The sequence below is a fragment of the Alistipes sp. AM16-43 genome, assembly GCF_003435745.1.
In the GTDB taxonomy this organism is placed as follows: domain Bacteria; phylum Bacteroidota; class Bacteroidia; order Bacteroidales; family Rikenellaceae; genus Alistipes; species Alistipes onderdonkii.
Genome location: NZ_QTUQ01000003.1, coordinates 146,704 through 168,557 on the forward strand (window position 1 = coordinate 146,704; position 21,854 = coordinate 168,557).

At 57.9% G+C, this 21,854-nt stretch carries 18 protein-coding genes and 1 pseudogene; 6 read left to right on the top strand and 13 right to left on the bottom strand.

Annotated elements, in window-relative coordinates; all coding sequences use genetic code 11:
* Window positions 1-44 precede the first annotated feature (44 nt).
* Genes topB through DW189_RS06685 form a run of 4 tightly spaced genes read right to left on the bottom strand, consistent with a single transcriptional unit; the run spans window position 45 to window position 4,501 of the window.
* Window positions 45-2,132 carry a type IA DNA topoisomerase gene (topB, locus tag DW189_RS06670; RefSeq protein WP_004291456.1) on the bottom strand — a complete coding sequence of 696 codons (2,088 nt, stop codon included), beginning with the start codon at window positions 2,130-2,132 and terminating at the stop codon, window positions 45-47.
* 60 nt (window positions 2,133-2,192) lie between these two features.
* Window positions 2,193-3,764 carry a DUF3945 domain-containing protein gene (locus DW189_RS06675; RefSeq protein ID WP_004291455.1) on the bottom strand — a complete coding sequence of 524 codons (1,572 nt, stop codon included), beginning with the start codon at window positions 3,762-3,764 and terminating at the stop codon, window positions 2,193-2,195.
* A gap of 20 nt (window positions 3,765-3,784) precedes the next feature.
* On the bottom strand, window positions 3,785-4,135 hold the full coding sequence (locus DW189_RS06680; RefSeq protein ID WP_004291454.1) for a helix-turn-helix domain-containing protein: 351 nt from the start codon (window positions 4,133-4,135) through the stop codon (window positions 3,785-3,787).
* Between the two features lie 3 nt (window positions 4,136-4,138).
* Complete coding sequence (locus tag DW189_RS06685) at window positions 4,139-4,501, bottom strand: helix-turn-helix domain-containing protein (RefSeq protein ID WP_004304264.1); 363 nt, start codon at window positions 4,499-4,501, stop codon at window positions 4,139-4,141.
* 201 nt (window positions 4,502-4,702) lie between these two features.
* Here DW189_RS06685 and DW189_RS06695 point away from each other — a divergent pair, with 201 nt between their 5' ends.
* Window positions 4,703-5,002 (top strand): helix-turn-helix domain-containing protein, encoded by a 300-nt coding sequence (locus tag DW189_RS06695; protein WP_004291426.1) that lies wholly within the window; start codon window positions 4,703-4,705, stop codon window positions 5,000-5,002.
* 31 nt (window positions 5,003-5,033) lie between these two features.
* Complete coding sequence (locus DW189_RS06700; protein ID WP_004291424.1) at window positions 5,034-5,339, top strand: helix-turn-helix domain-containing protein; 306 nt, start codon at window positions 5,034-5,036, stop codon at window positions 5,337-5,339.
* Window positions 5,340-5,416: 77 nt separating this feature from the next.
* On the opposite strand, the gene DW189_RS06705 is transcribed toward DW189_RS06700, so the two are convergent.
* Entirely contained in the window at window positions 5,417-5,779 is a 363-nt protein-coding gene (locus DW189_RS06705; RefSeq protein ID WP_004291423.1) for a hypothetical protein, read from the bottom strand.
* Between the two features lie 11 nt (window positions 5,780-5,790).
* Entirely contained in the window at window positions 5,791-7,026 is a 1,236-nt protein-coding gene (locus DW189_RS06710; RefSeq protein ID WP_004291422.1) for a site-specific integrase, read from the bottom strand.
* A 382-nt stretch (window positions 7,027-7,408) separates the two neighbouring features.
* On the opposite strand from DW189_RS06710, the gene sppA reads away from it, so the two are divergent.
* Window positions 7,409-9,187, top strand: a complete 1,779-nt coding sequence (sppA, locus tag DW189_RS06715; protein WP_117507251.1) for a signal peptide peptidase SppA — start codon at window positions 7,409-7,411, stop codon at window positions 9,185-9,187.
* A 121-nt stretch (window positions 9,188-9,308) separates the two neighbouring features.
* Here sppA and DW189_RS06720 read toward each other — a convergent pair whose 3' ends face one another.
* A complete protein-coding gene (locus DW189_RS06720; RefSeq protein ID WP_032134616.1) occupies window positions 9,309-10,286 on the bottom strand; it encodes an AraC family transcriptional regulator in 978 nt (325 codons plus the stop codon).
* Between the two features lie 200 nt (window positions 10,287-10,486).
* Here DW189_RS06720 and DW189_RS06725 point away from each other — a divergent pair, with 200 nt between their 5' ends.
* From DW189_RS06725 to DW189_RS06735, 3 genes are all read left to right on the top strand, one after another.
* Complete coding sequence (locus DW189_RS06725) at window positions 10,487-10,939, top strand: 6-pyruvoyl trahydropterin synthase family protein (protein ID WP_174760541.1); 453 nt, start codon at window positions 10,487-10,489, stop codon at window positions 10,937-10,939.
* Between the two features lie 125 nt (window positions 10,940-11,064).
* A complete protein-coding gene (polA, locus tag DW189_RS06730) occupies window positions 11,065-13,938 on the top strand; it encodes a DNA polymerase I (protein ID WP_117507252.1) in 2,874 nt (957 codons plus the stop codon).
* Between the two features lie 229 nt (window positions 13,939-14,167).
* Window positions 14,168-15,172, top strand: a complete 1,005-nt coding sequence (locus DW189_RS06735; RefSeq protein ID WP_117507253.1) for an aldo/keto reductase — start codon at window positions 14,168-14,170, stop codon at window positions 15,170-15,172.
* Between the two features lie 67 nt (window positions 15,173-15,239).
* Here DW189_RS06735 and DW189_RS06740 read toward each other — a convergent pair whose 3' ends face one another.
* The 6 genes and pseudogenes from DW189_RS06740 to DW189_RS06760 form a co-directional block, all read right to left on the bottom strand.
* Window positions 15,240-16,376 (bottom strand): glycosyl hydrolase, encoded by a 1,137-nt coding sequence (locus DW189_RS06740; protein WP_022332722.1) that lies wholly within the window; start codon window positions 16,374-16,376, stop codon window positions 15,240-15,242.
* Window positions 16,377-16,382: 6 nt separating this feature from the next.
* Window positions 16,383-17,516, bottom strand: coding sequence for a glycoside hydrolase family 26 protein (locus tag DW189_RS06745; RefSeq protein ID WP_117507254.1), 1,134 nt, complete (start codon window positions 17,514-17,516; stop codon window positions 16,383-16,385).
* Window positions 17,517-17,537: 21 nt separating this feature from the next.
* Window positions 17,538-18,692 (bottom strand): esterase, encoded by a 1,155-nt coding sequence (locus tag DW189_RS06750; RefSeq protein WP_117507255.1) that lies wholly within the window; start codon window positions 18,690-18,692, stop codon window positions 17,538-17,540.
* Window positions 18,680-20,152, bottom strand: a complete 1,473-nt coding sequence (locus DW189_RS06755) for a glycoside hydrolase family 30 protein (RefSeq protein WP_232045706.1) — start codon at window positions 20,150-20,152, stop codon at window positions 18,680-18,682. Before DW189_RS06755 ends, DW189_RS06750 begins: the two co-directional genes overlap by 13 nt.
* 13 nt (window positions 20,153-20,165) lie before the next feature.
* Complete coding sequence (locus DW189_RS14745) at window positions 20,166-20,552, bottom strand: carboxylesterase family protein (protein WP_390613237.1); 387 nt, start codon at window positions 20,550-20,552, stop codon at window positions 20,166-20,168.
* Window positions 20,553-20,717: 165 nt separating this feature from the next.
* Window positions 20,718-21,812, bottom strand: a pseudogene (locus tag DW189_RS06760) (carboxylesterase/lipase family protein); the annotation flags it as partial.
* Between the last annotated feature and the right edge of the window lie 42 nt (window positions 21,813-21,854).

The window sequence follows — 21,854 nt, forward strand, 5'->3', positions numbered from 1 at the left end:
ATCGAAGAACAATTCATTACTCTGAACAAGTGGCAAAGTTAATACTATTTCTTCCGTCCTGAAAATTTCTTGTCCTTTTTAGCCTCCGGGAACACAAAAGTCGTGTTATATTCCCCGTCAAAGGCGACAACAGCATCGAAACTCTTGCCCTGTTTGCTCTTGAACCCTTTGAGCAGCTTGGTATGCCCTTCGGTGAGCAGGTCTTTGATTTCATCGTCGGACAGGGTGCGTCCCGCTTTCAGCCGGAACACGGGCAGTCCGCACTCCGTGTTGTCGCAGCGTACCACCTTGCCGTAGAACCGCATCCTGCCCGTGCCACACTTGGGACACGCGCAGCCGGAGTCACGGCTGCCGAAGAGCTTGTCGCACGAGATCAGTTCGGAGGTTATCTCACGTGTGTACGCCTCTATCTCCTTGCGGAAGGTGTCGTCGGACAGTTCCCCGCGCTCGATACGCGCCAGCTCCTTTTCCCATTCGCCCGTCATGGCAACATCGGCGATGCGCATCGTCTTGACGACGGAATTGAGGGCAAGTCCTTTTTCGGTGGGAACAAGCGACTTCTTGCAGCGTTCCATGTAACCGCGCTTGAAAAGCGTTTCGATGATGGAGGCGCGTGTGGCGGGAGTACCGATGCCACAGTCCTTCATCGCCTGCCGCAGTGCGTCGTCCTCAATTTCCTTGCCCGCCGTTTCCATTGCCGAGAGCAGGGTGGCTTCGGTATGCAGCGGCTTGGGTTTGGTCTTTCCTTCGGTAATGGACGAGCCTTTCGGTGTCAGCGTGTCGCCTTCCTGCCAGCCGGGGATGGTAATTTCCTCTTTTTCCTCGCCATAGACGGCACGCCATCCGGTTTGCTTCACGACGCTGCCTTTTACGGTAAACTCCACTCCGGCACATTCCGCCGTGACAGTGGTCACATCCTTGACGCATTTCTCAGAGAATGCCTCGACCATGCGCCCGGCAATCATCTGATAGATGGTATTGTCCTCTTTGGAGAGGAAGAGCGGTTTCTCACCCGTGACGAGCAGGGCATGGTGGTCTGTCACCTTGCCGTCGTCCACGCTGCGGCGTGTCGGGGCGGCTTTTGCCCGCACCTTGTCTTTCCATTCGGGCTGTGTGCCGATGAAAGCGAGCAGTTTGGGAATTTCGGCAAACACGTCTTCGGGGATGTAGCGGCTTCCCGTTCTCGGATAGGTTATCAACTTCTTTTCGTAGAGTTTCTGCGCGATTTCAAGCGTCTGTTCCGCCGTGAAGCCGTGCTTGGCGTTGGCTTCTTTCTGGAGCGTGGTCAGGTCGTAGAGCAAGGGAGTTTCCTCCGTCTTCTCCTTGCGCTCGGCTTTCGTGACAGTGGCGCAACCTGCCGCCTTTACCTTATTATATAGTTCCATCGCCGGTTCTTTCTCTTTCCATTTCTCGGAGGATGAGAATTTCACGACTTCGCCGTCGCAACCGTCCGTTGCGATATGGAGCTGCCAGAATGCTTCGGACGTAAAGCGGCGGTTCTCCCAGTAGCGTTCACATACCATAGCCAACGTTGGTGTCTGCACCCGCCCCACGGAATACGTGCCGTGTCCGGCGGCGATGGATAACGCCTGTGTGCCGTTGATGCCCACGAGCCAGTCGGATTCGCTCCGCGCTTTGGCGGCGAGGTAGAGGTTGTCGTATTTGCTGCCGTCTTCGAGTTTCCGCAGTCCCTCGCGGATAGCTTTGTCGGTGAGAGAGCTGATCCACAGGCGCACGAAAGGAGTGGTGCAACCCGTATAGTGGTAGAGGTAGCGGAAGATAAGCTCTCCCTCGCGTCCGGCATCGGTCGCCACGATGATATGTTCGCTTGTGTCGAACAGTCTTTTGATGACTTTTATCTGCGACACCACGCCGCTGTCGGGCTTGTAACCTTTCTCCGTCCTGACCTGACGGGGGACGAGCGTGAATGTGTCGGGAATAATCGGGAGGTTGTCACGGACAAATCCGCGCACGCCGTAGCCGTCGGGCATGGCAAGCTGAACGAGGTGTCCGAATGCCCATGTCACGGCATAACCGCCTCCCTCGAAATATCCTTCCTCTCTCTTTGTCGCGCCCACGATGCGGGCGATTTCACGTGCCACGGAGGGCTTTTCTGCAATGATTGTCTTCATGTCTTCTTCTTTTTTGTTGATACTTTGGATTTTATTTTGGATTCAGTGGCGGACACGGGATTACATTTTCATGCCCTTGCCCGTTTTCTTCTGCGGCTTCTCCTGCTGCTGTTGCTGGCGGGCGTCCTTCGGGTTGGTCTGACCTTTCTGCAACGGCTCTCTCAGATTCTTTGTAGCCTCGTTGGTCTTGCCATCGTTGTTCACCGCCACCTGCGTGCGGCTCTCGTTGGACGGAGCAACCTGCTGTGCATTGTCAGGGTTCGTGTCGTAGCGGTACGGGCGTCCCTTCTCCGGGTTGAACTTGATATACATCGTGGCATGGAAGCCCTGCTTGTCGGTCACGTTCTCCAGCTTCACGGCTTTACCCGCCACATAGTCGGCTTTCTGCTGGTCGGTGAAGCTCACGCCGCTCCATTTGCTGATGGGGCGGATGCTGCCGTCCTCGTTCGTCCACGTGTTGCGGCGTTGCTCCTTCTTGGTCTGTGCGGCATTTTCCCCGCCCTGCGCCTGACTTTTCGATGTGTCGCCTTTGGTTTCCTGTGTCTGTGCGGTACGGGGCGACTTGCCGGTTCCCGGCACGAACTCCACGCCGCGCTGCTCCACGTTCACTTGCAGGGTGGTGACGAACTTTCTGCCGTCGTTGCGCTCGATGAGCTTGTCGCGTACGGGCAGTCCGGCGCGGAGCATGTCCCGCTCCTGCGTGGTGATTTCCGTCTTGCCGATGCGCTCCGGGATGCGCACCCTGCTTGCCGGAATGTCCGTGATTTCATTCGTCTTGCGGTCGATGCTGATGTAGGAGGGGATGATCTCGCCCGTTTCCCTGTCCACAATGTCCACGACCCTACCGAGATTGCCCGTTTCGCGGAGGTTCTTCCGGTCATTGTCGGAGAATTTGTGTTCCTTGTACTCATCCAGCTTCTGCTCCTTGCGGATGAAGTGCGGCACGAGGCTGATGTTTCCCTCACCGTCCTTCTTGAAGGAGAGGCGGGCGTCCAGCTCGAATGATTCGCCGCCGAAGGTCGGTTTGACCTTTACCAAGTCGGACTTGCCATAGTTGAGCATCTTCGTAAGGTCGCCGGACTTTTCAAGGTTGTCCCGCTTTACGCCCCATCTGTCCTCCAGCTCCTGCCAGTTGATTTTACTCTCGTCGATGGGCTGGTAGCCACGTTTGCCCTGCATCTGTTCGGATTTGTCCTGTTGCTGTTCTTTCCGTTGTTCCATGTTCTCCTGTTTTTGAGGTTCTTGTTTCTCTGTCTGTTGTGCTGCCATCTCTTCCTGCACCTTCTTCTCATAGTCGGAGGTGTCCACCTTGTGAGGGGCGAGCAGCTCCTTGTTCGCTTCGGGGTCTTTCAGCAGTTGCTTCATCACCTCTAAGAGATTTTCAGCTTGGTCTGCCGCAATGCGGTAGAAACCGAAGCGGCTGGGTTCCTTGCACTGCCGGAAGAAGTTCTTGAAGAAGTTGTCCAGCACGTCGCCATGTCGGTCGAATTGCAGGAAACTCTGCGCGTTCTCCGCTTTTGCGGGGGTGCGCTTGGGTGTGCCGTCCGCGTTCAGCCCGGCTACCACGCTGATCTCGCCTGTCTTCTCGTCACGGACTACCAGCACGTCCTTTTCGTCTTTTTTCTTTGCCATCTGAAAAATGTTTTAATGGGTTATTTATGAAAGAAATTATGGATACGAGCCTTGTAGAAGGCTATATCTTCCTTTTTGAAGTCCTTGATATGGTTGGAAAGGAATGTCAGCACGTCCTCCTCGCTGTAATAGGTCTTCTTGCCCAGCGTCTTGTAGGGCAATGCGCCTACGCTGCGGTAGCGTTGGAGGGTGCGTTTGCTTATCTGGAGCAACATGCACAAATCCTGATTGTCGAAAAGGCGGATGCTTTCCGTGATAGTGGGCTGTTTCCCCTCAGCCTTCATCGCCAGCAGCAGTTCGTCCTGACGGTCGAGCCGTTCCATCAGCTTCTGCATCCAGCCCTCGAAGTTGTTTCGTGTGAGCAGTTCCATGACCTATGTCCTCCTTCCTTTTGGTTTGCCGCCCGTGCGCAGCGTGTGGTTGTGGAACAGGGTGTCTATTGTCCCTTCCTCGTTCCTTACTGTGTTGTCCTCCAATAGCCGCAGTATCTCGGAAAGGCGGTAGCGGCAGCTTCCGCGTACCACCACATACTCGATACGGTGGTCGGTGCGCATACGCTGCATGGTGCGCTTGCTCACGTTGAGCATCTTCGCCGCCTGTGCCGTGTCAAGCAGCTTGTCTTCGGTTTCCCGCTTCCGTTTCTTCTCGTCCCTTGCCTCGCGGATGTACCCTGCGATGTTCGCAATCTGCGCCATCATCTCCTTGTAGGCGGAACTTTCCATTGTTATCACTTTCATGTTCAGTCCTTTCTTTTTGTTTCTGCGACAAAATTCGGCAATAAACAAAAGGGGCTTTAACAACTCACTACGTGACTCACGTAAGATTTTTGCGGAAGATGGCTCCGTAACCCGGTCAAACGGCGCAACAGGCAGCCTTTCAGCGGAAAACGATACGTCTTGTATGCCGTTTCGTTACCTTTGCGGCAAACTCTAAATGACATGAATATGGAAATAGTATCTATCGAGAAAAAGACTTTCGAGATGATGGTGGCGGCATTCGGCGCACTCTCGGAGAAGGTCGCCGCCCTGAGGCGCAAAAGCGACACGGGGCGCATGGAAAGATGGCTCACGGGCGAGGAGGTCTGCGGGCAGTTGAGAATAAGCCCGCGCACGTTGCAGACGCTGCGTGACAGGCGGCTTATCGGCTACTCGCAGATAAACCGCAGGTTCTATTACAAGCCAGAGGAGGTGAAGCGGCTGATACCGCTTGTCGGCACGCTCTATCCGCACGGCAGATGATTTGATTTATTCACCCACTGAATCCGAAGTTATGATGAACGAGAACAACGATGTTTTTACGATGGAAGACGAGCCGATAGCCTCTGTGGTGCAGGATATGCGCAAAGGCTCGAAATGGCTGTCCGCATTTCTGGAAAGCTACCGTCCTCCGCTGGACGGGGAACGTTACCTGACGGACGGCGAGGTGTCGGAACTGCTCCGTGTGAGCCGGCGCACCTTGCAGGAATACCGCAACAACCGCGTGTTGCCCTTCATACTTTTGGGAGGGAAGGTGCTTTACCCGGAAACGGGGCTGCGCGGGGTACTGGAAGCGAACTACCGCAAGCCGCTGGAGTGAGGCGGTTTCATGAAAAAGTAAACGGGTGACACCTTTTGTGGTGCTACCCGTTTACTTGTCTTATGGGGTATGTGCAATCAGCAATACCCGGCTTTTCCGTTCTGTATGAACATCACGTATGTCTGCCGTTTCTCTTGTGAGAGTGCCTTTCCCACCAGCCATGTGCGGAACAGGTGGGTGTTGTAGGTATTCACCCTGAAAGCGACCGGGATGATGATTTCAAGGGCGTACACGTCCGCGTGCAGCCCGTTTTCAAGCTGCATGTAGCGGCACACCTCGTAGTCGTTCAGCACGTCCGACTTGCGGACGGCTCTGATGGCGGCGTTCACTGCCGGGACGGTCGTATGGAACAATCCGGCTATTTCGGTGGCGGTCATCCACACGTCGTTACCGGTTACGCTGACTGCCTTGTCCTCGATGATGATTGTGTCACGTTTCATGGCTTTTCTTTTTAGATGGTGCAACCTGCAAATTCCTCGACGCCGTTCAATCTTGCGGCAAGGTTCTCCATGTCCTGATTGAGCTTCTCTTTGGTTATCTTTGCGTAAATCTGCGTCGTCTTTATGCTCTTGTGTCCGAGCATGGAGCTGACCGTTTCGATGGGAACACCGTTGGAGAGGAATATCGTCGTGGCTGCCGTGTGGCGGCTCTGATGCCACGTGATATGCTTGGTGATGCCGCAACGCTTGGCGACGGCACGGATACCGGCAAGGCACGTGTTATAATGCGGAACGGGAAATATCCTGCCGTCCCCGCACAGTCCCCGGTATTTGCCGATTATGCGGTTGGCGATGTCGAGCAGGCGGATGTTGGACACCACGCCCGTTTTCTGGCGGTTGATGTTTATCCACTCGTGTTCGTCGAAGTAGGTGCGGATATTCTCTTCCGTAAGGTTGCGCATATCCGCGAACGACAGCCCCGTGAAGGCGCAGAACAGGTAGAGGTCGCGGTACAATTCCTGTTTGGCGTTTTTCAGTTTCCCCTCCATCAGCAGGCGGATCTCATCTTTGGTCAGGAAACTGCGTGTTGTTTCCTCCTTCTTGATTTCATACTCGCGGAACGGGTCGCGCGTCAGCCACTCGTTGTTGATGGCGATGAATACCATCGTCCGTAACGGGCAGACGTACAGCCACACGGTATTGGTGCAGCAGTGCTTGTCCGTGCGCAGGAACATCTCGAAGTCGGAGATGAAAGCCGGGGTAAGCTCTTTTAGGGCGATGTCCTTCACATGGTAGCGGATGTCGAGGAACTCTTGCATGTGCTTGTAAACGGTGCGGTACTTCAGCAGCGTGCCTTTGGCTTTCATGCCTGCCTCCACCTGCTTCTCGTAGTCCTCGTTGTGCTGGCGGAACACCTGCATCAGCGTGTGGTAGCGGTGTTCCAGTCCGAGAAAGGCGTTCTTCACCTTCTCCGCCGTGACGAAGTTGTCACGCTCCATGATTTCCTGATAATGCCTGTTGATGCGTACCCGCATCTTGTCAAGCATACGGTTCGTTTCGAGTGCCGCCGTGCTTCTGCCCGTGACACGTCCACCTTTGGTGTCCCACAGTTTCGGATCGACAGTCAGTTTGCAGCTGAACTGTGTCTGGCTGCCGTCCACCGTGATGCGTCCCATGACGGGAACTGTCCCGTCCTTTTTCACTACCTGACGCTTGAGGTAGTAGATTACTGAAAATGTACTCTTCATTGTCCTTAATTTTTGGGTTTCAAAATTAGTTGGTGAAGAGTCCGGTGTTGGTACGCAAAACGGGGAGGAACGGCGCAATCTTTTTCCGTAACCTGATTTTTCGCATGAGTTATGGATAACTCACTATTCCTTAGAGCCTTGTTTCGCTATTCGTACCCGTTTGTCGCATTTTCGGGCATGGTTACGAACAAGTAACGTAGCGGCGTCAGGATTTGGCTTCGGCAGGGATTGTAATGGCTTCACGGATTATCGCCACTTCAACCAAAACCCTTGTAACTCAATTCTATCACTATATCTTTCCGCATTTCACTTTTTTGTAGTAACTTTGCGTAAAAAAACCGGAATCGGAACAAAATTAGGACAAACAAAAAATAACTTCGTTATGAATTTTATCAAAACTTTCCTGGCTGCCATCCTCGCGTTTGTCGTGGGATCGGTACTGGTAGTCTTCCTTTGGATTTTCATCCTGCTCGGCATTGCCGGTTCGATGGAGAAAAGCGTGGCCGTACACCCCGAGTCGATCCTCAAGCTCGATTTTTCGGAGGTGTTGACCGATGCCCCGTCGAGCGATCCTTTCGCCGGCTTCGATTTCGCGACGCTCCAGTCTACGCGCATGCTTCCGCTGATGAAGGCGCTGCGTGCGCTCGAGGCGGCGAAGGACGATCCGCGGATCAAGGGTATTTACCTGCGTATGAACGGCAACGGCGGAGTGGCGGGTTCGGCCCTGCTCGAAGAGCTGCGTGAGGCGATCGTCGATTTCAAGCAGAGCGGCAAGTTCGTCGTCGCCTATAACGAAACCTACTCGCAGGGGCAGTATTACCTCGCCTCGGCGGCGGACAGGATTTACATGCAGCCCGAAGGAGGGATGGACTGGTCGGGCCTTTCGTTCAATTTGGCGTTCTACAAGGGGTTGCTCGACAAGCTCGATGTCAAAGCCGAGGTTTTCCGCCCCACGGCCTGCAAGTACAAGAGCGCCGTCGAGCCCTATATACTTCCCAAAATGTCGGACGCTAACCGTGAACAGATGCAGGAACTGGTCAATTCGATGTGGAATACCATCGCGGGTTCGGTGGCCGAGGCACGCGGCATCGACTTGGAAACCCTGAACCGGATCACCGACAAACTGGAGGTCTCGTTGCCCGAGGATGCCCTCGAACACGGGTTCGTGGATAGCCTGCTCTACGAAGACCAGATGAACGACGTCTTTGCCGAGCTGGGCGTGCAGTCCGATTCCGACGGCCAATACAATTTCGTCACCCTGGGCGAATATGCGTCGCAGGTCAGTGCCGACCTCAAGAATATTTCGGCCGACCAGGTTGCTATCGTATATGCCGACGGTGCGATCGTCGACGGCGAGGGCTTCGGCCGCGAGATTTACGGCAATACGCTGGCTGCGACGCTGGCCGGCGTGCGTGCCGACGAAAAGGTCAAAGCCGTGGTGCTGCGCGTGAATTCCCCGGGCGGCAGCGCATTGGCTTCGGATGTCATCTGGCGCGAAATGGAGCTGCTCAAGGCCGAGAAACCCGTCATCGTCTCGATGGGTTCCTATGCGGCCAGCGGCGGATACTACATTTCATGCCCGGCCGATGTCATTGTGGCCGACAAACTGACCCTGACGGGTTCCATCGGCGTCTTCGGCATGTACCTCAATACCATCGACGCCCTGAAGAACAAGCTGGGCATTACGTTCGACGCCGTGAAGAGCAATACCTCGGCAGGCATGGGCATGACTTCGGCCCTTACGCCAGCCGAAAGGGCTTCGATCATGCGCGGCGTGGATAAGGTTTACACGACGTTCACCAACAACGTGGCGCAGGGGCGCAACCTGTCGCTCGAGAAGGTGCTCGACATTGCCGGCGGCCGTGTATGGTCGGGCGACAACGCCCTCGGCATCGGCCTGATAGACACGTACGGTGGCCTGAAGACGGCCATTGCCGTCGCTGCGGACAAGGCCGGGTTGGGCGACAATTTCCGGGTGACGGAGGTGATCGAGCAGCCGACGGGTTTCGCGGCGTTCATCTCGTCGCTCAACGTCAGCATCCGCGAGGCCATGACCCGCTCGGAACTGGGAGTCATGATGAAGGAATACAAACAGGTGCAGGAAGCTGCTTCGCAGCAGGGGATCGTCATGTATTATCCCTTCAAACTCGAACTGCGCTAATCCCGGCCGGATGCCGGAACGATAAAAAGCGGCCTCTCGAAAAGGGGCCGCTTTTTATCGTTGCAGGGTTTCAAGGCCAGTGTGTCCGCGAGGCTGTCATCCGTGCCTGAAAAGGGGTTTGTCAGCCCTTGGCCGGGACTTTGGCCGCCGGATTTCCCCCCCCCGCCGAATCCTGCCCGCAGCGCATTTCATCCAGCTTGCGGCCTATCTCCTCGACCTGTTTCGCGTCGGGCGAAATGACCGTCGACCCGAACTTGCGCCGGTAGTCGCCCGGCGGGGAGCCGATGCGTTCGCGGAAGGCGCGGTTGAAATTCGAGATGTTGTAGAACCCGCAGCGCATACCGATCTCGGCGATCGGGTCGTCGGTCTCGACGATCATCTGTGCGGCGCGCACGATGCGGAAGCCGTTGAGGTAGTTCCACAGGTTCTGGTGGGTGTACTTTTTGAAAAAACGGCAGACCGAAGTCGCGGACATGCCTACCTCTTCGCCGATGTCTTCGAGCGAGATCTTACGTTGGTAATTGCCCTCCACGAACTGTACGATCTTGTTGATCCGGGCATTGCCGTCGGGTTGCATTTCGTAGTACGGGGCACCTATCGGCCCCGTTTCGTCCGGCCCAGCCGTGGCCAGGTCGTTGAGTATGTTCAGGAAAAGCGACGCCGATGCGAATCCCCGCAGCCCGGGCAGTTGCAGTAACCTGTCGCGGACGCGGTCTACGACGCTTTCGGCGAACCAGAGCCCGGCGACCGGCTGGCTCAGCATTTTCCGGATGGGGAGCATGGATTCCGTTTCGAATATCTGCCAGTTGGGCATGTCGCGGCTGAACTGCACGGCGACGGCCTCGCAATTGGTCTCCGCAAAGGCTTCGTCGCGTTTGTAACAGTGCGGTACGCGCGGGAAAATGATGATAAGGTCTTTTTCCGTGAAATTGTCGACCGATTGTCCGGTGACACGTGTCCCCTTTACGTTCAGGGTCAGGCTGAGCATGTAATCCTCATGGAAATGAAGGGGCGGATCGGTCTGTTTGTCAAACCAATACTGTGTGATGAACAGATCGTTGCCGGGCAACGGAGTGAGATCATTCAGGACACGTTTCATCGGGTAATGAGGCTTATTGTAACAAATATACAAATTAATAAGGACAAATCAAAACCGGGGCGGGTTTTGTGGGAAGGATACGCGGCCGGGGTTTCCCGCACCTCCGTTTTCCGATTCGAGACGGGGCGTAAAGGCATCCTGCAGGTGAAAAGTGCGGAAAACCTTTTCTCCTTTCGCATTTAATGAATATCTTTGCGGATATGGCAGTGATCAGATTGACAAAGGAGTTTTCGTTCGAGGCCGCGCATGCCCTCGACGGGTACGACGGGCCGTGCCGTGAGATTCACGGGCATTCCTACCGGTTGTTCGTGACCGTGAAAGGGTGCCCTGCGGACGACGACACGAACCCCAAGTGTGGGATGGTGATGGACTTCGGTGTCCTGAAAAGCATTGTCAACGAGGAGGTCGTCTCCCGTTTCGACCATGCGCTCGTACTGCGGGCGACACGCCGCGACGCTCCCCTGCGGGCGGTGCTGGCCGAACGTTTCGGCAACATCGTCACGGTGGATTACCAGCCGACGTGCGAAAATATGCTCGGCGATTTCGCGGCACGTATCGCACGCCGCCTGCCTCGGGGAGTGGAGCTGCATTCGCTCCGCCTGCATGAGACCGCAACCTCATTCGCCGAGTGGTTCGCCGAGGACAACCGCTGATTTCCGCCCGGCGGTTCCGCCGGAACGACATACCCCGCCATTTTTACCGGACAGCATCCGGTGCGCAAGGGATAGGCGCACGGCAAATACCGAAAGGGAACTATTATTGACGCAACATTGAATATATGAAAAAACTGTTTCTCGTCGACGCCTATGCGTTGATATTCAAGTATTACTATGCCTTTCTGGGTCGTCCCATGCGCAACCGGGCCGGTATGAATACCTCCGTGGTATTCGGCTTCGTAAAGTTCCTGCGCGACATCCAGAAGCGTGAGCGGCCCGACCTGCTGGGCGTGGCGTTCGACCCCAAGGGAGGCAGCTTCCGCCGGGAGATATTTCCCGAGTACAAGGCCAACCGCGCCGAGACGCCCGAGGACATCCTCCTCTCCGTCCCCTATGTCAAACGGGTGCTGGAAGCCATGTGCATCCCGATCCTCGAAGTCGAGGGTTACGAGGCAGACGACGTAATCGGCACGCTGTCGCAAAAAGGCGTCGAGGCGGGTTACGAGGTCTTCATGGTCACGCCCGACAAGGACTACGGCCAGCTGGTACGTGACAATTGCAAGATTTACAAGCAAAAGGGCGCCGAGGGGAGCATCGAGATCGTCGACCGGGAGGCGATCCGCGGGAAATACGGCATCGACGACCCCAGCCTCGTGCGCGACATCCTCGCACTGTGGGGCGATGCTTCGGACAATATCCCGGGCGTGCCGGGGATCGGCGAGAAGAGCGCCTGCAAACTCGTGCAGGAGTGGGGGACGGTGGAGAATATCCTCGACAACGTCTCGAAGATCAAGGGCAAGCAGGGCGAGAAGATCGCCGAATGGGGCGACAAGCTGCGCCTTGCCAAGACCCTGACCACCATCTGCCTCGACGTGCCCATCCCGTTCCGCGAAGAAGACCTCACGGTCTGCGAACCCCATATCGACGAACTCAAGGCCCTCTTTGCCGAATTGGATTTCAAGGCCTTTATGAACGACCTTACGAACCTTGCGCCCCCCGAGGAGCAACCCGAAGGCCCCCGCCAGGAGGCGCAGACCCAGCTTGCGGAGATGGCACGGGCCAAGTCCGCCGCCGCCAAACGCGCGGCGCTGGTCGGACAGGGCAATCTCTTCGGCGACCCGGTGGTCGAGATGCCCGCCGCCGAGGTTCCCGTTGCCGAGCTTCAGGCCGAAGCCGATGCCATGCAGTTCAAGACGGCGCAGACCACGCCCCACGATTACCGCCTTGTGGAGAATGCCTCCCAGTTGCGCGAAGTGGTTGCCGAGGTCGGGAAATACGGCGAATTCTGTTTCGACACCGAGACCACGGGGTTCGATATCTTCAACGACCGCATCGTCGGCATGTCGCTGGCCGTAAAGCCGTTCGAAGCGTGGTACATTCCCTTCAAGGAGGAGAATACGGCGGAATATACGCAGATCGTGCGGCCGCTGTTCGAAGACGAAGGGATTGCCAAGATCGGCCAGAACATCAAGTTCGACCTGATGGTGCTCCGGCGCCTGGGACTCGATATCCGCGGCCGCAAGTACGACACGATGATCCTGCATTACCTGCTCGATCCCGAGTCGCGCCACAACATGAACGCCCTGTCGGAAAAATACCTCAACTACAAGCCTATCGAGATCGAAACGCTGATCGGCAAGGGTTCCAAGCAGCTGACGATGGATCTGGTGAACGTCGAGCGCGTCAAGGAGTACGCCGCCGAAGATGCCGACGTCACCCTGCAACTCAAACACGTGCTCTACCCTCAGGTCGAGAAGATCGGGCTGCAACACCTCTATTTCGAGGTCGAGGAGCCCATGATCGCCGTACTGGCTGACATCGAGATGGCGGGCGTGCGGATCGACTCCGGGGCGCTGACCGAATACTCCGTCGAACTGAGCCGCAGGCTGGCCGAACTGGAAGCCGCGATCCGTGCCGAAGCCGGCGAATCGACGCTCAACATCAACTCGGCACGCCAGCTGGGCGAGGTGCTTTTCGCCAAGATGCGCATCGCCGAAAAGCCCAAGATGACCAAGACCAAGCAGTTCTGCACCGACGAGGATTATTTGCAGACCTTCGCCCGCAAACATCGTATCGTCGACCTGATCCTCGAATACCGGGGTGTCAAGAAACTGCTCTCGACCTATGTCGAAGCGCTTCCCCAGCTGGTCAACCGGACGACGGGGCGTATCCATACCTCCTTCAACCAGGCGGTCACGGCTACCGGGCGCCTTTCGTCCACCAATCCCAACCTGCAGAACATCCCCGTGCGCGAAGAGATGGGGCGCCGCATCCGCCGGGCGTTCATCCCCTCCGATTCCGACCATCTGCTGCTCTCGGCCGATTACAGCCAGGTCGAGCTGCGCCTGATGGCGCACCTTTCGGGCGACGAATCGCTGATCGCGGCCTTCGCCCACGGCGAGGATATCCATGCCGCGACGGCCGCCAAGCTTTTCAACAAAACCCTCGACGAAGTGACCTCCGAGGAACGCCGCCGTGCCAAGACGGCCAATTTCGGCATTATCTACGGCATTTCGGCCTTCGGCCTGAGCCAGCGGCTCGAAATCCCGCGTAAGGAGGCCAAGGACATTATCGACGGTTATTTCGAATCTTACCCCAAGGTCAAGGAGTATATGGACAATGTGGTCGCCAAGGCCAAGGAGGAGGGATTCGTCTCGACGATCTTCGGCCGCCGCCGCTATCTCAACGACATCTCCTCGCACAACGCCGTGGCGCGCGGCCTGGCCGAGCGCAATGCCGTGAACGCCCCGATCCAGGGATCCGCGGCCGACATCATGAAGATCGCCATGATCAATGTCCACCGCCGTTTCGCGGCCGAAGGCATCCGGTCGAAGGTGATCCTTCAGGTACACGACGAATTGGTCGTCGACATGCTCCGTTCCGAACAGGAGCGCGTCGCGGCCATCGTCACCGAATGCATGGAATCCGCCGCCGCCCTCAAGGTGCGCCTGGTGGTCGACTACGGTGTGGGCGACAACTGGCTCGAGGCGCATTGACCGCGTCCTGAGTCCGTTTGCAAGATATAGTAACGGACGGCATCGGATATGCAGACTCCCTGTTAATGCCTTGTATCCGTTATATCCGATGCCATCGCCGCCTCCTTCTTCGGTGCTGCCCCGGCGCTTTTGCGGACGCTTGTCTTGCTCCGGCGTCCCACGGGGAGGCGGCAGGAAAAATACAATGTTCGCGGATTTTTTGTTTTGATACTGAAATAAACTGACAGCTATGATCGAACCTATTTACCAGCCGGCCGCGTCGCGTTACGAAGATGGCATGACCTACCGGCGTGCGGGACGCAGCGGTGTGCTGCTGCCCGCCTTTTCGCTCGGCATGTGGCACAATTTCGGCAGCGGGCAGACCTTCTCCAAAGTGCGTCAGATGGCCCATTACGCGTTCGACCGGGGAATCGTCCATTTCGATTTGGCGAACAACTACGGCCCTGCCTACGGTACGGCCGAGGAGAACTTCGGCCGTCTGATGGAGCAGTCGTTCCGACCCTACCGCGACGAACTCTTCATTTCGACCAAGGCGGGTTACGACATGTGGCCGGGGCCCTACGGCAACTGGGGCTCTCGCAAATACCTCATGGCAAGCCTCGACCAGAGCCTGCGGCGCATGAAGCTCGATTATGTGGACATCTTCTACTCGCACCGCTACGATCCCGAGACCCCGCTCGAAGAGACCCTCCAGGCTTTGGTCGACATCGTCCGCGCAGGCAAGGCGCTCTATGTCGGGCTGTCGCGCTACCCGCTGGCCGCGGCACGTTTCGCTTTCCGCTACCTGGCCCAGCGCGACGTACCCTGCCTGCTTTTCCAGGATCGCTACAACCTGTTCGACCGCGAACCCGACACGTCAGGCATCCTGACGCTCAATGCCGAGGCCGGAGCCGGGTTCGTGGCCTTTTCGCCTCTGGCGCAGGGGCTGCTGACCGACCGTTACCTGAACGGTATTCCTGAAGGCTCGCGCATGGCGGCGGAGGGTTCGCTGCGGCGCGACGTGCTGACGGAGAGGATGTCGGAACGGATCCGGGGCCTGCATGAAATCGCCCGGCAGCGCGGCCAGACCCTTGCCGAGATGGCTTTGGCATGGCTGCTGCGCGACAAACGTGTCACGTCGGTCATTATCGGGGCAAGCTCCGTCGCCCAGATCGAAGATAACCTCCGGGCCCTGGAGTACGCCTCCTTCTCCGACGACGAACTGGCGAGAATCGACGCCCTGTCGCGGGAATAGCGCCCTGCACGGATGAAAAGATCCGCAGTCCCCCAGGACTGCGGATCTTCGTGTTTTTAGCTTTCTGTTATTGTCGCAACCGGTAGGTTCCGTCTGAGAAGTCGATTCGGTCGAGTGTCAGCGTGCGCGGATCGTCGTAGATATGCCGCACCGCGGCGACGGAATCCAACTTGCCGCTTTTCTGGCTGTTGATGAAATACCCCCAGACCATGAACCACGTCCAGTCGGGCTGGTTGTGGTAACTCTCCGGATCGGGCAGCTGCCCCACTTCGCCAAGGGCGATCGGTTTTCCGCCGGCCAGGGCTTTCAGGTCGTCGTGGTGCGACTGTTTGTAGTCGCGGTGATAGACGTCTGCCGCCAATATGTCGACATATTCCGAACCGGGATAGTAGTCGGCATAGGGGCCGGCTTCGTCACCCTGCTTGTCCCGCGGGGCATTCGTGTTCCATACCCAGAGCAGGTTGTCGAGCCCGTGCACCCGGGTCAGGTAGTCGTAGGTCATGATCCACAGCTTTTTGAATCCGTTTTCGCCGGGTTTGGCGCACCACCAGAACCAGACGCCGTTCATCTCGTGGTAGGGTCGCCAGAGGATCGGAATCCGGGCGTCGCGCAGTTGCCTGAGATAGGGAATGACCGTGTTCATCTGTGCCTTCCATTGCAGGTTGAGGCGCGTGCCTTCTGTGGTCAGTTCCTCCCATACCAGTTGCGGGGGACGGTTCTTCCATGTCCAAATCGACGAACCGTTGCAGTCGTTGCATTCCGCAGGGAAGCAGCAGTGCCACATCAGGGTGATGATCCTGCCTTCGGCGTGCCGGGCCTTGATCTCTTCGACGAGCCCCTGCCGCAGTTCTTCGGTCGATTTATTGTTCGGAAGGCACTCACCCCAGGGCGAGGTGAGGTTCATCGGGCCGCAGTGGTGGTAGTCGCGGACGTTGTCGCCTTGTGCATTGAAACTGAAATCGCTTCCCCAGACCACGGGGTGTTTGCCCGTCATTGCGAAAACGACACTGTCGTAACGCCCGGGGTCGCTGATGAAATTATGCTGCCCGGCGAGGGTATACCGGCCGCGGATGGAATATAGGAATTCGAGCAGCTGGCGTGCTTCCTGCGACGCGTCGGGGTTGACCGGGGAGATTTTCAGATTGTCCGAAGCGCATCCGCCCAGCAGGGACGCGGCCATAAGGGACATGAGTAATCGCAGCATGGGTCGTTATTTTACGGTTACGCCCTTGGGCATGCGGTACATGTCGGGCAGGTCGTTTTCAAAAATAGTCTGCGCATCGTCAAAGAATAGCTTGAAGTCGGCCGCCGTCGAATCGGAAGGATAAGGCCCGTAGGCGTGGCGGGGATTGTCGTTGCGCCATGCCACGACCATGCAACAGGGACGGTTGCGGAGCGCAGGCAATACATCGTGCGTCCAATAGTCGGCGTTGTGGTCGTTTTCCAGCCCGGTTTCGGTCACACCGACGGGCTTGTGCACGCGCTCCGACACCTCGGCGAGTGCCTTTACGTTCGACTCGAATGCCTTGCGGTTACGGCCGTGGTAGCAGTCGATGCCCACCAAGTCGACCCATTCGTCCCCCGGCCAGCGGAAAAGTATACGCCCCACGGGATCGTCGTATACTTCGTCCATTTGCGGGGAAATGGCGTATATTACGTTGTGGATCCCTTTCGTGTCGCGCAGGTAACTGACGATGAAGCGCCAGAAGGCGATGAATTCGGAGTCGGTCGTGGCCGAGCGGCCCCACCAGTTCCAGGTCTGGGTGTGTTCGTGCAGCGGACGGAAGATCACCGGGATGGGGCGGCCATCGTCGTCGACCATCTTCTTCAATGCTTCGGCGACATCGTCCAGACGGGCTTTGTACTTGACGTTCATCGTCGAGCCTTCGGTGAGTATCTGATCCACGACCTTGGTGTTGTCCCAGGCCGTGCCGTCGGGGTATTTTTTCCCGGGGCCTTCGGTCAGGGGATTGTTCTGGTGCCACACCAGCATACTGATGCCGCCGCGTTTATGGGCTTCGCGGAGGAGTTCGATCTTTCGCTCGTCGATACCTGCCATGTCGAGGCTGTAGACGGCCGGATGCGAGCCTACTATGTCTTTCACGTCCGAGCGATCCGGGTCGCCCCGCCAGCCGATGCCGTAGGAGGGATAATCGTGGTGGCCGAACATTACGCCGCGGAATCCGATGCACCAGAGGTTGGCGTAAAGCGCTTTGGTTTCCGGTGTCGCCTGGGGATCGACCATTTGCAGAACGGTTTTTTCCGGCGCTTTCAGGCGTTTGCCGCCTGCGAAGGCCGTCCCGCAGAGCGGGAGCAGGAGAAGGCAAATAAGCAGTCGTTTCATTTCAGTGGTTTTAAGTTGTCTTTATTTGAAGATGCGCTGTGCGAAATCATGCAGCTGAAGTCGCCAGAACTGCCATTCGTGGCCCCAGGGGCCTTCGTGGAATTCGTAGTGTACGCCACGGCGGCGAAGGTCGTCCACGGTGTCGAGGTGTCCCTGGTATCGCGGGTCTTTCGTACCGCATGAAATCCACAGCAGTTCCAGTTTACGGTTGATGCGTTGCGGCTCGCCGATTACGCCGGGCACATAGCGTTCGTAATCGAACTGTCCGTCGCTGAGTATGCCGGCACTGAACTGCCCGATGGCGCAAAAGCGGTCGAGGTTGCGCAGCCCGATCACATAGGCCTGGCCGCCGCCCATCGACAGTCCGGCGATAGCGCGGTGCCGTTTGTCGGTATGTACCCGGTAGCGCCTTTCGACCAGGGGAATGACATCTTCCAGCAGCTCTTTTTCCAATGTGGCGATGCCCTCGGGGGTGCTGCCTCCGGCCCATGAACCGTCGGTCAGGCCGTTGGTCATCACGACGTACATCGGGACGGCTTTGTTTTCGGCAATCAGGTTGTCGAGTATCGTTGCGGCCCGTCCGTCCGTAACCCAACTGTTTTCGTTGTCCCCGCCCCCGTGGCGCAGGTAGAGTACCGGGAATTTTTGCCGGGGATGCCTGACGGCAGCTTCGGGGACGTAAACCCGCAATGTCCGCATACGACCCAGAGGGGTTGACCGGTAATTCAGGGTGTGTATTTCCCCTCCGGGGCGGTATGCTTCGTCGAAACGGCGGTTTTCAGCACCGGGGATCTCCACGACGCTGCCGTAGACCGTGGTTCCGGCCTTGACAGCGGGGTTCTCGGGGTCGATGGTTTCGAAGCCGTCGATACGGAATATATATTGGTAGACGCATGGCTCCAGGGGGCCGACCGTGACGCTCCAGACTCCGTTGCCGTTGCGCTGCATGGGGATTTCGGATACCTCCCACTCTCCCAGAAGCAGTGTGACCTCGTGTGCGCGGGGCGCCCGCAACCGGAAGGTAATTGAGGCGTCGTCGTGAACGGCGGGGGAGAAGGGCGGTTCGGCCGGTTTCCACCAGCCTTCGGTCGAGAAAGGGGTTTTTTCCTGCGCCTGGCCCGGAAGGCCGGCCAGCAGCAGCGCCGCTGCTGCGAGCCATTTCGCTATTCGTCCCATACGAAAGTACCGGCTGCTCCCGGTTCGAGTTCGAGTTCCGCGAAACGTCCGTTGTATTGGATACGAATACTGCGCCGCGACCAGGAGTCATTGGCTGCAACGAGCACGATTCGCCCGTCGGGGGTGCGGAACGCCACGTTGGCAGCCACGCCGGCATGCTCGGCGACGTTCGTGCGGAATACATTGGGCCGCTGCTCGTCTTCGCAGATGGAAACGCTCCTGTCGCCGGGAGCGGTCGAGGCGATGCGCACGGAGCCCGGGCGCACGAATTTCGATGCGTGGGCAATGACGTAATAGGCCAGGTTGCGCGATACCGAATCCTTGTCGATGGTCAGCGCGCCCTGGCACATCGAGCAGCCGCCGTTGTCCGTGTGCGGGTCATTGAGGGGATCGGCCGCGAGGTTCCACAGCACCACGTTGCGGCTCCAGTTGCGCATGATGCCGACTATGAGCCGCTCGACGGCCGGGGCGATTGCGATTTGCCGTTGTCCGGGACGTTCGGTGGTCATCTGTTCGGTGAAATAAATCTCCTTGTCCGGACGCGCTTCGTGGACGTAGCTCATGGCGCTCAGGTCGCCGCGGTAGTGATGGAAAGCAGCTCCCGTGACATATTTTGCGGCCTCCGGGTCGTTGTAAACAGCCAGTGCGTAGTCCGGCCGGTCGCAGTTGTGGTCGAAGACTACGATGCCGGTAGACAACCCTGCTTCCCGGAATTTGGGGCCCAGATAATTTTTGATGAAATCGGCCTGTTCAAAGGCAAACCAGTACATACTGGGGGTGTTGCGCGAGTTGAGGGGTTCGTTCTGCACGGTAACGGCGTCGATGTCGATCCCGTGATCGCGCATCGCTTCCACATAACGTACGAAATAGTCGGCATAGACTCCGTAACACTCCTTGCGAAGCTGCCCGCCGCGCACGTCGGCATTGGTTTTCATCCATGCCGGCGCCGACCAGGGCGAGGAAAGTATCTGGATGTCGGGGTTGATGGCCAGGATCTCCCGCATGACCGGAACCACGTCGTGGAGGTCTTGTGCCAGTGAGAATTGTTTGAGTTCGAAATCTTCCTTGCCAGCGGGCATGTCGTCGTAGGAAAAGACGAAGCTGTTGAGGTCGGAGGCGCCGAGCGTCAGCCGGATGCAGCTTATGCCGATGCCTTGCTGTGGGTCGAAGAGCTCCTTCAGCAACGACTTGCGGGCCTCGGGCGACATCTTCATCAGGTGTTCGGCACTGCCGCCCGTGAGGGCGTAGCCGAAGCCGTCGATTCGCTGGTAGCTCTGCCGGGGGTCGATTATGATGTAGTTTCTGTTTTCCTGCCGTTGGGTCGAAAATTCGGCGGCATGCTTCTGCTGGGCGAAAAGTTCCGACCGGTCAGGGCATGTGATGTAAGAGCGGATGGTCTGTGCCGCGGCCGGGACGGCAAGTCCGGCGGCGAGGGACAGGGCCAGGAGTTTTTTTAGCATGATACGCATGGTTTTAGTCGTTGAAGGTGTTGCGAGCTGAGCGGTCGGGGTCTTCGGCTGCCCTGCATTTCGAGTCGAGGATTATCAATTCACCCCGTTGGGGCGTGTAGCGCGGCCAGCGGGGCAGGGCGCGGCAGTTGGGGTTACCCGTGCGCATGAATTGCAGCAGGGCGTCGGCCATTTTGCGGGAGAGCTTGCGGGGGGCGCTGCCGCCGCCCGTATGTGTGACCATGCGGTCGGTGTTGAGCAGCCAGAACCCGATGTCTATGCAATGGAAAGCCCGGTGGCGTCCGTTGAAAAGCGGCGATTCCCAGCCGAACCACGCCATGTAGACCGGCGACTGCTGATTGCATTTGGCGTTGGCCGTCCGTATTATTCCCTGCCGGTTCGAGGCAATCATCGCCCAGATTTCGATGGGACGGCAGGCCGGGAAGGCTTCGGCATATGCACGGACGATTCTGGCGGTACGCGCTCCGTATTGGGGCGTGAGCCGCTCTATGACCCCTTCGAAAGAGATGCTTTCCAGTTCCGGGTTGTCCCGGTCGGGGTTCCATTCGTGGAACGTCGAGCAGAGCAGCAGCGGGACGTCCGAGCCCGTCGTGCGGTTTTCCCCCTCGAAGAAGATACCCTTCGGGATGTCTATGCCGTCGGCCACGGGAGCGAATCCGCTTCGGGAGCCCGGGTCTTCGGCCGCCATCCGCTGCCGCGCCCGGTTCGCCAGTTCCAGGTATTGTTCCCAGGGAACCGACTGGAGCGAGTCGACCTGCGAGGTATCCAGCCCGGCTTCGTGCAGGATGGCATTGCCCAGCCGTTCGGCATAGTCGGCATTGTTGGCTTTTACGGTATTGCCGCTTAAGGCTACTGCTTTGTGGAACAGTCCTTTGGCTGCGGGCATTGCGCACAGCAGGCAGACCTTCGAACCGCCGCCGGACTGGCCCATGACGGTGACGTTCGAAGGGTCGCCGCCGAAGTTCGCGATATTGGCCTGTATCCATTTCAAAGCCGCCACGATGTCCAGCATCCCGGCGTTGCCCGAGTGGCGGTACTTTTCACCGCCGGCGCCGGCCAGGTCGGAAAAACCCAACGCTCCGAGGCGATGATTTACCGAGCAGAACACAATGTCGCCGTAGCGGGCGATATTCTCCCCGTCGTAGCTGTCCTGTTCGATGCCGTTACCCTGCGTGAAACCCCCGCCGTGGAGCCATACCAGTACCGGACGGCGTTTGCCGTCGGCAAGGCCCGGCGTCCAGATGTTGAGCCGCAGGCAGTCTTCGCCCATCAGGTCGTAGTTCCAATGGTCGACAAACATCGAGTAGGATTCGGGCCGCCGGTCGTAGAAGGGTTGAGGTGATGAGGCCCCGAAAGCTACCGCAGGCCGGATTTCCTGCCATGCGTGCGGCGGTTGCGGCGGCATGAAGCGGTTTTCTCCGCCGGTGTCGTCTCCGTAGGGAATGCCACGGAAGGAGTAGATGTTGCGCAGGAGGAATCCCCGGACGGGGCCGTATTCGGTGTCGGCTTCGGCGATTCCTTCGCCGATGAAGAGCTGCTGCTCCGATGCGGCGGGGGGTCTGTTTTTGGCTTGCGCATAAGCTGCTGCAAGCAGGCAGATGGCCGTGACGAGAACCTGGGTTCTCCGGGAAATGGAAGAGGAAGGGTTCATTTTTGGTTAAAATAATATAAGTGGGTCGGCAGAAAAACACAA

Excerpts from the sequence above, each read along its gene's own strand:
- topB (WP_004291456.1), bottom strand. The coding sequence starts at position 2,132 with ATGAAGACAATCATTGCAGAAAAGCCCTCCGTGGCACGTGAAATCGCC.
- DW189_RS06675 (WP_004291455.1), bottom strand. The coding sequence starts at position 3,764 with ATGGCAAAGAAAAAAGACGAAAAGGACGTGCTGGTAGTCCGTGACGAG.
- DW189_RS06680 (WP_004291454.1), bottom strand. The coding sequence starts at position 4,135 with ATGGAACTGCTCACACGAAACAACTTCGAGGGCTGGATGCAGAAGCTG.
- DW189_RS06685 (WP_004304264.1), bottom strand. The coding sequence starts at position 4,501 with ATGAAAGTGATAACAATGGAAAGTTCCGCCTACAAGGAGATGATGGCG.
- DW189_RS06695 (WP_004291426.1), top strand. The coding sequence starts at position 4,703 with ATGAATATGGAAATAGTATCTATCGAGAAAAAGACTTTCGAGATGATG.
- DW189_RS06700 (WP_004291424.1), top strand. The coding sequence starts at position 5,034 with ATGATGAACGAGAACAACGATGTTTTTACGATGGAAGACGAGCCGATA.
- DW189_RS06705 (WP_004291423.1), bottom strand. The coding sequence starts at position 5,779 with ATGAAACGTGACACAATCATCATCGAGGACAAGGCAGTCAGCGTAACC.
- DW189_RS06710 (WP_004291422.1), bottom strand. The coding sequence starts at position 7,026 with ATGAAGAGTACATTTTCAGTAATCTACTACCTCAAGCGTCAGGTAGTG.
- sppA (WP_117507251.1), top strand. The coding sequence starts at position 7,409 with ATGAATTTTATCAAAACTTTCCTGGCTGCCATCCTCGCGTTTGTCGTG.
- DW189_RS06720 (WP_032134616.1), bottom strand. The coding sequence starts at position 10,286 with ATGAAACGTGTCCTGAATGATCTCACTCCGTTGCCCGGCAACGATCTG.
- DW189_RS06725 (WP_174760541.1), top strand. The coding sequence starts at position 10,487 with ATGGCAGTGATCAGATTGACAAAGGAGTTTTCGTTCGAGGCCGCGCAT.
- polA (WP_117507252.1), top strand. The coding sequence starts at position 11,065 with ATGAAAAAACTGTTTCTCGTCGACGCCTATGCGTTGATATTCAAGTAT.
- DW189_RS06735 (WP_117507253.1), top strand. The coding sequence starts at position 14,168 with ATGATCGAACCTATTTACCAGCCGGCCGCGTCGCGTTACGAAGATGGC.
- DW189_RS06740 (WP_022332722.1), bottom strand. The coding sequence starts at position 16,376 with ATGCTGCGATTACTCATGTCCCTTATGGCCGCGTCCCTGCTGGGCGGA.
- DW189_RS06745 (WP_117507254.1), bottom strand. The coding sequence starts at position 17,516 with ATGAAACGACTGCTTATTTGCCTTCTCCTGCTCCCGCTCTGCGGGACG.
- DW189_RS06750 (WP_117507255.1), bottom strand. The coding sequence starts at position 18,692 with ATGGGACGAATAGCGAAATGGCTCGCAGCAGCGGCGCTGCTGCTGGCC.
- DW189_RS06755 (WP_232045706.1), bottom strand. The coding sequence starts at position 20,152 with ATGCTAAAAAAACTCCTGGCCCTGTCCCTCGCCGCCGGACTTGCCGTC.
- DW189_RS14745 (WP_390613237.1), bottom strand. The coding sequence starts at position 20,552 with ATGATTGCCTCGAACCGGCAGGGAATAATACGGACGGCCAACGCCAAA.